This window comes from Streptomyces sp. NPDC052114 (assembly GCF_040680155.1).
Classification (GTDB): Bacteria; Actinomycetota; Actinomycetes; order Streptomycetales; family Streptomycetaceae; genus Streptomyces.
Genome location: NZ_JBFAWC010000003.1, coordinates 270,524 through 281,109, shown reverse-complemented (window position 1 = coordinate 281,109; position 10,586 = coordinate 270,524). Strand labels below are relative to the sequence as shown.

General features: G+C 71.3%; 8 protein-coding genes. 7 read left to right on the top strand and 1 reads right to left on the bottom strand.

The window, feature by feature from the left end; translation table 11 throughout:
- Positions 1 to 339 precede the first annotated feature (339 nt).
- Genes gatC through gatB form a run of 4 tightly spaced genes read left to right on the top strand, consistent with a single transcriptional unit; the run spans position 340 to position 3,908 of the window.
- Positions 340 to 636 (top strand): Asp-tRNA(Asn)/Glu-tRNA(Gln) amidotransferase subunit GatC, encoded by a 297-nt coding sequence (gene gatC / locus AB0L89_RS08195; RefSeq protein WP_010984178.1) that lies wholly within the window; start codon positions 340 to 342, stop codon positions 634 to 636.
- Positions 636 to 2,141 carry an Asp-tRNA(Asn)/Glu-tRNA(Gln) amidotransferase subunit GatA gene (gene gatA, locus AB0L89_RS08190; RefSeq protein ID WP_365137178.1) on the top strand — a complete coding sequence of 502 codons (1,506 nt, stop codon included), beginning with the start codon at positions 636 to 638 and terminating at the stop codon, positions 2,139 to 2,141. The genes gatC and gatA overlap by 1 nt, the downstream gene beginning before the upstream one ends.
- On the top strand, positions 2,138 to 2,377 hold the full coding sequence (locus AB0L89_RS08185; RefSeq protein WP_362329100.1) for a hypothetical protein: 240 nt from the start codon (positions 2,138 to 2,140) through the stop codon (positions 2,375 to 2,377). The genes gatA and AB0L89_RS08185 overlap by 4 nt, the downstream gene beginning before the upstream one ends.
- Positions 2,378 to 2,393: 16 nt before the next feature.
- The gene (gene gatB / locus AB0L89_RS08180) at positions 2,394 to 3,908 is read left to right on the top strand and encodes an Asp-tRNA(Asn)/Glu-tRNA(Gln) amidotransferase subunit GatB (RefSeq protein ID WP_365136214.1); all 1,515 of its coding nucleotides are present in this window, start codon (positions 2,394 to 2,396) and stop codon (positions 3,906 to 3,908) included.
- A gap of 71 nt (positions 3,909 to 3,979) precedes the next feature.
- Here the strand turns inward: gatB and AB0L89_RS08175 are convergent, their stop codons facing one another.
- On the bottom strand, positions 3,980 to 5,206 hold the full coding sequence (locus AB0L89_RS08175) for an SMI1/KNR4 family protein (protein ID WP_365136211.1): 1,227 nt from the start codon (positions 5,204 to 5,206) through the stop codon (positions 3,980 to 3,982).
- A 196-nt stretch (positions 5,207 to 5,402) separates the two neighbouring features.
- Between AB0L89_RS08175 and AB0L89_RS08170 the strand changes: the two genes are divergently transcribed.
- The 3 genes from AB0L89_RS08170 to AB0L89_RS08160 all read left to right on the top strand — a co-directional run bounded on the left by AB0L89_RS08170 (position 5,403) and on the right by AB0L89_RS08160 (position 10,557).
- A complete protein-coding gene (locus AB0L89_RS08170; protein WP_365136208.1) occupies positions 5,403 to 7,538 on the top strand; it encodes a phosphocholine-specific phospholipase C in 2,136 nt (711 codons plus the stop codon).
- 228 nt (positions 7,539 to 7,766) lie between these two features.
- Entirely contained in the window at positions 7,767 to 10,031 is a 2,265-nt protein-coding gene (locus AB0L89_RS08165) for an MMPL family transporter (protein ID WP_365136205.1), read from the top strand.
- Positions 10,000 to 10,557 (top strand): GNAT family protein, encoded by a 558-nt coding sequence (locus AB0L89_RS08160; RefSeq protein ID WP_365136202.1) that lies wholly within the window; start codon positions 10,000 to 10,002, stop codon positions 10,555 to 10,557. Before AB0L89_RS08165 ends, AB0L89_RS08160 begins: the two co-directional genes overlap by 32 nt.
- The last annotated feature ends 29 nt before the right edge of the window (positions 10,558 to 10,586 follow it).

The following is a 10,586-nucleotide window of genomic DNA, read 5'->3' as shown; positions in this document are numbered from 1 at the left end:
TGGGAAGTCCCGTGCGGAGTGGCGGGAAGGCTCGTGCGGAGTGGCGGGGAGTCCCGTACGGAGCGGTGGGAAGGCTCGTGCGGAGCGGCGGGGAGTCCCGTGTGGAGTGGCGGTGAGTCCCGTGCGGAGCGGCGGGGAGTCCCGTGCGGAGTGGCGGTGAGTCCCGTGCGGAGCGGCGGGAAGGCTCGTGCGGAGTGGCGAGAAGCCCCGTGCGGAGCGGTGGGAAGGCCCCTGTGGCGTGCCGCAGGAGTGCTCGGGAGGAAACCGTTTAACGGGCACGGCGGCCCGACCCATAGGATTGGGGTCACAACCCACACACTCACCCCTGAGGATCGCCGCATGCCTGGCATCACGCGCGAGGAGGTCGCCCACCTCGCCCGCCTTGCACGTCTGGAGCTGAAGGCCGAGGAGCTCGACCACTTCGCCGGACAGCTCGACGACATCATCGGCGCGGTCGCCCGCGTCTCGGAGGTCGCCGACCAAGACGTACCGCCGACCTCGCACCCGCTGCCGCTGACGAACGTCATGCGCGCGGACGAGGTCCGTCCGTCGCTCACCCCCGAGCAGGCGCTCTCCGGCGCCCCGGCCCAGGAGCAGCAGCGTTTCAAGGTGCCGCAGATCCTGGGGGAGGACTAATCACCATGACGGACAGCAACATCATCAAGCTCACCGCCGCCGAGATCGCGTCGAAGATCGCGTCCGGCGAGCTCACGGCCGTCGAGGTCACCGAGGCCCACCTCGCCCGCATCGACGCCGTCGACGAGAAGGTGCACGCCTTCCTGCACGTCGACCGCGAGGGCGCCCTCGCGCAGGCCCGCGCCGTCGACGAGAAGCGCGCCCGGGGCGAGAAGCTCGGCCCGCTGGCCGGCGTACCGCTCGCGCTGAAGGACATCTTCACCACCGAGGGCGTACCGACCACGGTCGGCTCGAAGATCCTCGAGGGCTGGATCCCGCCGTACGACGCCACGGTCACCAAGCGCCTCAAGGCCGCCGACGTCGTCATCCTCGGCAAGACCAACATGGACGAGTTCGCCATGGGGTCCTCCACCGAGAACAGCGCGTACGGCCCCACCGGCAACCCCTGGGACCTCACCCGCATCCCCGGCGGCTCCGGCGGTGGCTCCAGCGCCGCCCTCGCCTCCTACGAGGCCCCCCTCGCCATCGGCACCGACACCGGCGGCTCCATCCGCCAGCCCGCGGCCGTCACCGGCACGGTCGGCGTCAAGCCGACCTACGGCGGCGTCTCCCGCTACGGCATGGTGGCGTTCTCCAGCTCCCTGGACCAGGGCGGCCCCTGCGCCCGCACCGTCCTCGACGCGGCCCTGCTGCACGAGGTCATCGCCGGGCACGACGAGCTGGACTCGACGTCCATCGACGCCCCGGTCCCGCCGGTCGTCGAGGCCGCGCGCAACGGCAACGTGGACGGCCTGCGCGTCGGCGTCGTGAAGCAGTTCGCCGGCGAGGGCTACCAGGCCGGAGTCGTCCAGCGCTTCAACGAGTCCGTCGAGCTGCTGAAGTCCCTCGGCGCCACGGTCGTCGAGCTGGACTGCCCGTCCTTCGACCTGGGCCTGTCGGCGTACTACCTGATCGCGCCGTCCGAGTGCTCCTCGAACCTCGCCCGCTTCGACGCCATGCGCTACGGCCTGCGCGTCGGCGACGACGGCACCAAGTCCGCCGAGGACGTCACCGCGCTCACCCGCGAGGCCGGCTTCGGCGACGAGGTCAAGCGCCGCGTCATGCTCGGCACGTACGCGCTCAGCTCCGGCTACTACGACGCGTACTACGGCAGCGCCCAGAAGGTCCGCACGCTCATCAAGCAGGACTTCGAGAAGGCCTTCGAGCAGGTCGACGTCATCGTGTCGCCGACCACGCCGACCACCGCCTTCCCGATCGGCGAGCGCGCCGACGACCCGATGGCGATGTACCTCGCCGACCTGTGCACCATCCCGACCAACCTGGCGGGCAACGCCGCCATGTCGCTGCCCTGCGGCCTCGCGCCGGAGGACGGCCTGCCCGTCGGACTGCAGATCATCGCCCCCGCCATGAAGGACGAGCGCCTGTACCAGGTGGGCGCAGCGGTCGAGGCCGCCTTCGTGGAAAGGTGGGGTCACCCGCTGCTGGAGGAGGCACCGTCGCTGTGAGCGCACTGAACAAGGCCAAGGGCTTCAAGAAGTCCAAGACCGGTACGTATCTGTCGATCGGCACCACCGCGTTCGGCGCGATCTCCGTGCTCAAGCAGGCCAAGAAGGCCCGCCACGAGCACGACACGCTCCGCCTCGTGGATGCCGTCGTCTCCGCTGCCGCCATCGCCACCGGCGTCGCGCTGCTCTTCCGTGAGCTCAAGCGCCTCGGCGACGACGACGTCCTGCTGGGCTGAGAGGGAAAGTTTCACCGTGACTGCCACTACTGACCTGGTGTCGTACGAGGAAGCCCTCGCGACGTACGACCCCGTCATGGGCCTCGAGGTCCATGTCGAGCTCGGCACCAGGACCAAGATGTTCTGCGGCTGCTCGACCGCGCTCAAGCAGGACGCGAACAGCCAGACCTGCCCGACCTGTCTCGGCCTGCCCGGCGCGCTGCCGGTCGTGAACGAGATCGGCGTCGAGTCGGCCATCAAGATCGGCCTCGCGCTCAACTGCGAGATCGCCGAGTGGTGCCGCTTCGCCCGGAAGAACTACTTCTATCCGGACATGCCGAAGAACTTCCAGACCTCCCAGTACGACGAGCCGATCGCCTTCAACGGCTATCTGGACGTCCAGCTGGAGGACGGCGAGGTCTTCCGCGTGGAGATCGAGCGCGCCCACATGGAGGAGGACACCGGCAAGTCGACGCACGTCGGCGGTGCCACGGGCCGTATCCACGGCGCGTCCCACTCCCTGCTCGACTACAACCGCGCGGGCATCCCGCTCATCGAGATCGTCACCAAGCCGATCGAGGGCGCGGGCGAGCGGGCCCCCGAGGTCGCCAAGGCGTACGTCGCCGAGCTGCGCGAGCTCATCAAGGCGCTCGACGTCTCCGAGGCCCGCATGGAGCAGGGCCAGATGCGCTGTGACGTGAACCTCTCGCTGCGCCCCAAGGGCCAGGAGAAGTTCGGCACGCGCTCCGAGACGAAGAACGTGAACTCGCTGCGTTCCGTGGAGCGCGCCGCGCGCTACGAGATCCAGCGCCACGCGGCCGTGCTCTCCTCGGGCGGCACGATCATCCAGGAGACCCGGCACTTCCACGAGGACGACGGCTCCACGACGTCGGGCCGTGTGAAGGAGGAGGCGGAGGACTACCGCTACTTCCCGGAGCCCGACCTGGTGCCGGTCGCCCCGTCCCGCGAGTGGGTCGAGGAGCTGCGCGCCGGTCTGCCGGAGCTGCCGCGGGTGCGCCGCAACCGCCTCCGCGAGGAGTGGGGCATCTCCGAGCACGACATGCAGTCGATCCTCAACGCCGACGCCATCGGCCCGATCGTCGCCACCATCAACGCGGGCGCGGACGCCGCGTCGGCCCGCAAGTGGTGGATGGGCGAGCTGGCGAGGAACGCCAACGAGCAGGGTGTGGAGCTCGGTTCGCTCCCGATCACCCCGGAGCACGTCGCCCGGGTGACCGAGCTCGTCTCCGCCGGTGACCTGAACGACAAGCTGGCCCGTCAGGTCATCGAGGGCGTCCTCAAGGGCGAGGGCACGCCGGACGAGGTCGTCGAGAAGCGCGGCCTGAAGGTCGTCTCGGACGAGGGCGCGCTGACCGCCGCCGTCGACGAGGCCATCGCCGGCAACCCCGGCGTCGCGGACAAGATCCGCGGCGGCAAGGTCGCGGCCGCCGGCGCGCTGGTCGGCGCGGTCATGAAGGCCACCCGCGGCCAGGCCGACGCGGCCCGCGTCAAGGAGCTGATCCTGGAGAAGCTGGGCGTCAGCGAGGGCTGAGGCCACTTCGCCCGTGCGAGGGGGCGGCGCACCCGGAAGGGGGCGCCGCCCCTTCGGCGTGCACGAAGGGCTCAGGCCTCCTCCCGCGGTGCGCCGAACGGCTCGAAGAACATGTGCTCCAGCGGGTCCTGGTCCCGGCGCAGCCAGGGAATGCCGTCCATGGCGGGGCGGCCGCCGCGCAGCCAGTGCAGCAGCGCCCCGGTGAAGTTCGTCTCCAGGGGCGGACCCTGGTCGTCGTGCCGGGGATGGACGGCGACGCGCCACTGGTCGGGGTCGTCCCCGTCGACGCACCAGCCGATCTGGTCGCCGTCGATGCTGGAGGCGACGGGCAGGAAGCCGCCGGGCGCGGGCCAGGCGGGCATCGGGTAGTACTGCGGGTGGCCCTCGCGCAGGCTGCGGTAGCCCTCCAGCATCTCCTCGACGCCCGCCGCGAGCCCCAGCCTGTGGTCCAGGTCGAGCGGGGCGGGCAGGTCGAGCCACCAGCCCCAGTTCCCCGCGCCGTACGTCCGCGAGAGCGCCACGAAGTCCGCGGGCAGCCGGGTGCCGAGCCGCTCGAAGAGCTCCTCCCAACTGCCTTGGCCCAGATGCGGGGTGAGCGGCGGGGGTATCAGCGCGGTGATCGCCGCGAGGCCCTCGCCCCGGGTGAGGGCTGCGTGCTGCGCGGCGTCGACGTACGTCCCGCGGGGCGGCGGGGTCCAGGGGGTGGCGCCCGCCAGCGGGGCCCAGGTGCGCACGGCGGGGTGCAGCGGCCCCAGCCGGCCGCCGGGCTCGCCGGGGTTCGGCACGCCCTCCAGGACGGCCGCCGACAGCCAGGCCAGGAAAGGGACTTCGTACGGGACCCAGGGCTCCGCCACGCCGACCGCCACGGAGGTGGTCATCAGCACCACCGGCCACTCGTCCGGGTCCTTCGACGCCGAGGTGTCCCAGAAGAGGTGGTCGCCGCCCGAGGTCGTGGCGAAGGCGAGCAGGCCGCCCTCGTCGGGCAGGAAGCGGCGCTCCTCGCGGTCGTGCCACATGAACATCCGGGGGCGGATGGCGGAGTGACGGTGCGTCTCCAGGATCCAGGCCGCGTACTCGAACCGTCCGTCGGCGCTCGCGCACGGCGTGTGCAGGCGGACGGAGCCGGAGTCCGGGAGGCCTATCTCGACCGGGCCGTACGCCGACACGAGCGCCTTGTAGTCCTCGGGCAGGGGGACTTCGAGCCAGGCCTCGACCGCCGCCCAGTCGACGGCGGGCGCGGCGTCGGGCGGGGGTCCGACCAGGTCCGTGAAGGCGGCGACACGTGCGGTGAGTTCCATGGTTTCGAGGATGGCACCCGCCACTGACAGCGCGGTCGTCGCGGTGCGCCCTACGCCTTGCGTCCAAGACCATTTGGACGTTCACCCCGACTTCGGTCCCCGGCCTTCACAAGGAAACCGGACGTCACTAGCGTCCCGGCGGAACGAGCCCAATGGATCAACAGGCAACCATTGGGCGTTGATGGGGAGGTCGTACGTGACGTCGGAGATTTCGCGCAGGCGCTTGATGGCGATCGGCGGCGGTGCGCTCGGCACCGCCGCCGTCGGGTCGTTCCTGCCGCCCTCGCTGCAACAGGCGCTGGCGCAGGGCCCGCCCAGGCACGGCGGCGGCCTCGACTCGATCGAGCACGTCGTGATCCTGATGCAGGAGAACCGTTCCTTCGACCACTACTTCGGCTCCCTGCGCGGCGTCCGCGGCTTCGGCGACCGCAACGCCATCCGGCTGCCGAGCGGCAAGCCGGTCTTCGAGCAGCCCGCCGCCCTGCGCACCGTCCTGCCCTTCCCGGTCCGGCAGGCCGCCGAGACGCAGAAGAAGGACCTCCAGTACGTCGGCGCCCTCGACCACTCCTGGAGCGGCGGCGCCAAGGCCTGGCACGACGGCTGGATGGACGGCTGGATCACCGCCAAGACGGCGGCCACCATGGCGTACTACACGCGCGAGGACATCCCGCTGCACTACGAACTCGCCGACACCTTCACCGTCTGCGACGCCTACCACTCCTCCATCCACACCTCCACCAGCCCCAACCGTAATCACCTGTGGAGCGGCAAGACCGGCTACGAGCCCAGCGGCAAGCGGGCCGTCGGCAACGACGCCTACGACGAGGGCACGCACCCCGGCTACGACTGGGGCACGTACGCCGAGCGCCTGGAGAAGGCGGGCGTGAGCTGGCGGACGTACACGGAGTGGGAGAACTTCACCGACAACCAGATCGAGTTCTTCGCGACCTTCAAGGCCGTCGCGCGCAAGGCCCTCACCGCGGCGGGCACCGGCCTGACCTACATGGAGGCCTTCTACGCCAAGGTCCGCGACGCCAAGGACGAGGCCGAGCGCACGAAGCTGCTCGACGCCCTCGACAAGGGCGTCGCCACGCTGACCAAGGGCGAGCGCTCGCTGTTCGAGCGCGGGCTGCGGCGCGTGCCGACCGGGAAGCTCGCCGAGACGTTCGCCCGGGACGTCGCCAAGGGCAGGCTCGCGAAGGTCTCCTACCTGGTGCCCTCCGCCCTGGACTCCGAGCACCCGAGCGTCTCCTCGCCCATCCACAGCGCGACCATCGTCTACAAAATCCTCGACGCGCTCGCCTCCCACCCCGAGGTGTGGCGCCGCACCGCCGTCTTCATCAACTACGACGAGAACGACGGCTTCTTCGACCACGTCCCGCCGCCCGTGCCCGGCGGCGACAGCCCCGAGGAGCGGGAGGAGCGCTGGGAGGGGAAGCCGACCGGGCTCGGCGCGCGCGTGCCGATGCTCGTCGTCTCGCCGTGGACCGTCGGCGGGTACGTCTGCTCCGAGGTCTTCGACCACACCTCCGTGGTGCGCTTCCTGGAGAAGTGGACGGGCGTCAGGGAGCCCAACATCAGCGCCTGGCGCCGCAAGGTCACCGGTGACCTCACCGGGGCCTTCGACTTCCGGCGCGGCCACCGGCAGCCCGAGGTCGAGCAGCCTGCCGCCATCCCCGGGTTCAGCGGACGCTGGGCCCCGCAGCCGCCCGCACAGCAGTCCATGCCCGAGCAGGAGCCCGGCACCCGCCGCGCCCGCCCGCTGCCGTACCAGCCCGACGCGGACGTGCGGCCGGGCGAGGACGGCACGCTCACCGTGCGGCTGCGCAACGGCGGCCGCTCCAGCGCGCACTTCGCGCTCTACCCGTACGCCGGGGAGTTCGCCGTCCCGCAGCACCAGGACGTCGCGCGCACGGGCGCGTGGACCGTGCCTGCGCCCAAGGGGACGTACGACTTCACGGTCACCGGGCCCAACGGCTTCCGGCGCGAGTTCGCCGGCGCGGTGGCGGGCGCGGACGGCAAGGGCGGCAAGGGCGGCGGCGCGCGCCTCGCCTCCGCGATCACCCGCCGCGAGATCCACCTCACACTGGCCAACCGCGGGAACGAGTCGCTCGTCTTCACGGTCAAGCCGCTCGGATATGTGGATGAAGCGGACATCAGGCGGCGCACGCGGACCGTGCGCGTCAAGGCGGGCAGCAGCCGCACCGTCGCCTGGCACACCGCCGACGAGCACGGCTGGTACGACGTCGAGGTCACCGCCGACCGTGACGCCGCCTTCCGTCGCCGGCTCATGGGTCACATCGAGAACGGGCGCGCGAGCGTCTCGGGCTGACGCCCGGCGTGCGCGGGTGCGCGGAGGGGCCCGAAGGCGTTGTCCGAGGGGTCTCCGCGCACCTCTTGTGCTCTTGTGAGTAAGGCCACGAAAGGGACCAAGGATCTCCAAGGGCTGTCAAGGTGTGTGCGGCGCTCATGTCGCCGCTCATGCGTTCTTTGCGGGCTGTTCGGTTGAATCACGGCTGTTCCCGATAAAGATCCACGAACCACCCAGGGAGCCCCGTCCGTGGCCGCACTCGCACGGTGGTGCGTCAGGCACCGCCTCCTCGCCGTCCTGCTCTGGCTCATCGCACTCGGCGGCGCCACGACGGCCGCCGCCGTCGCCGGTTCCGCGTACTCGAACGACTACGAGGTCCCCGGCACCGAGTCCGGTCGCGCGACCCAGCTCCTGAACGAGGGCTTCCACGGCCTCGGTGGCGACAGCGACACCGTCGTCTGGCACACCGGACCCGGCACCTCCGTCCGCGCGGCCGACGTCGAGCAGACGATGACCGACGCCCTCGGCACGATCGCGAAGATGCCGGCCGTCGCCTCCGTGACCGGCCCCTACGACGGCAAGGGCGCGGGCCAGGTCAGCGCGGACGGCCGCACGGCGTACGCCACCGTCACCTTCCACGAGCAGGCCGACGACATCGCCGAGGCCGACGCGCAGGCCGTCGTCGACACCGCCAGGGCCGCCGCGTCCGACGACCTCCAGGTCGAGCTCGGCGGCACCGCCATCGGGCTCACCGAGTCCAAGAGCGCCAAGACCGCCGAGATCGTCGGCGTGGCCGTCGCCGCCGTCGTCCTCTTCCTGGCCTTCGGCTCGCTCGCCGCGTCCCTCCTGCCCATCGCCACCGCGCTGGTCTCCGTCGGCACCGCGTACGCGGGCATCGTGCTGCTCGGCCATGTGATGACCGTCGCCGACTTCGCGCCGATGCTCGGCACCCTGATCGGCCTCGGCGTCGGCATCGACTACGCCCTGTTCATCGTGACCCGGCACCGCAAGGGCCTCAAACGAGGCCTGCCCGTGGCCGTCGCCGCCGAGCGGGCCGTCGCCACCACCGGCCGCGCCGTGGTCTTCGCGGGCGCCACCGTCTGCATCGCGCTGCTCGGCATGCTCATCCTGCGGCTCAGCTTCCTCAACGGCGTCGCCATCGCCGCCTCGCTGACCGTCGTCCTCACCGTCGCCGCGTCCGTGACCCTGCTGCCCGCGCTGCTCTCCTGGATCGGGCCGCGCGCGCTCGGCCGCCGCGAGCGGCGCAGGCTCGCCGAGCACGGCCCCGAGCCGGAGGTCCCCACCGGGCTCGCCGCCCGCTGGGCCGCCTTCGTGGAGCGCCACCCCAAGCTGCTCGGCGGCCTCGCCGTCGTCGTCATGGCCGCGCTCGCGCTGCCCACCTTCGCGCTCCACCTGGGCACCTCCGACCAGGGCAACAACCCGGCCTCCAGCACCACGCGGCAGGCCTACGACCTGCTCGGCGACGGCTTCGGACCCGGGGTGAACGGCCCCCTCACCCTGGTCAGCGAGGTCTACGGCGCCGGCGACCGCAACGCCCTGGACGACCTCACCACCACCCTCAGGTCCACCGAGGGCGTCGCCTCCGTGAGCCCGGTGACGTACGACGAGAGCGGGCGCACCGCCTTCCTCACCGTCGTCCCCGACTCGGCGCCGCAGTCCGAGGCGACCAGCGAACTCGTCGACCGGCTCCGCGGCGACGTGCTGCCGAAGGCCGAGGCGGACAGCTCCCTGGACGTCCAGGTGGGCGGTGTCACCGCGAGCTACGACGACTTCGCGGAGATCATCGTCGGGAAGCTGCCGCTCTTCGTGGGCGTGGTCATCGGGCTCGGCTGCGTACTGCTGCTCCTCGCCTTCCGCTCGATCGGCATCCCGCTGAAGGCCGCCGCGATGAACGTGGCCGCCGTCGCCTCCGCCTTCGGGATCGTCGTCGCGATCTTCCAGTGGGGCTGGGGGAGCGAGCTGCTCGGGCTCGGCAGGGCGGGGCCGATCGAGCCCTTCCTACCGGTGATCATGGTCTCGGTGCTCTTCGGGCTCTCCATGGACTACCAGGTCTTCCTGGTCAGCCGGATGTACGAGGAGTGGCTGGAGACCGGCGACAACCGGCGGGCCGTCCGCGTCGGCCTCGCCGAGACCAGCCGCGTCATCAACTCCGCGGCCGTCATCATGATCTCCGTCTTCCTCGCCTTCGTCCTCAGCGGCGACCGGGTCATCGCGATGTTCGGCATCGCGCTCGCGGCGGCCGTCGCGCTCGACGCGTTCGTGCTGCGCACGCTGCTCGTGCCCGCGCTCATGCACATGCTCGGCGGCGCCAACTGGTGGCTGCCGCGCCGCCTCGACCGGCTGCTGCCGCGCATCAGCATCGAGCCGCCGGAATGTCGTTCGAACGCGCGCGGCGACCGTGCGAGGATCCCGGGACAGCGGGACGTACCCGACGAAGACGCACGTGCGCCGAAGGAGCAGGATGTTCGCGATATCGCTGGGCGAGGGCGCTGAGCTGCGGCCGCTCGAACCGTGGCAGGCAGAGGAGTTCCTGGAGCACGTCGAGCGGGCGCGGGAGTACACGGGGCCGTGGGTGCCCTTCACCGTGACCGTCAAGGACCTGGAGACCGCGCGCGAGCTCCTGCAGAAGTACGCCGACAAGCAGGCCGCCGACATCGGCCGCTTCTACGGCATCTGGCTGGACGGCACTCTCGTCGGCGGCGTCGCCTTCCGGATCTTCGACACCGGCGTCGACGGCTGCGAGCTCGCCGTCTGGCTGGAGCCGACGGCCGCCGGGCGCGGCCTGGTCAACAAGGCCTCGACGGTCCTCATCGACTGGGCCGTCGACCAGCGCGGCATGCACCGCGTGGAGTGGCTCGTCTCCTCCCTCAACGACCGCAGCAAGGCCGCCGCCAAGCGCCTCGGGTTCACCAAGGACGGCGTGCTGAGGGAGAGCTTCCCCTGGCAGGGAACGCGGCACGACATGGAGGTCTGGTCGGTTCTCGCCCCGGAGTGGCGGGCCGCGCGCGACGCGCGTTAAGAGAGCTCTCAGACTCCGTCCGTACGGTG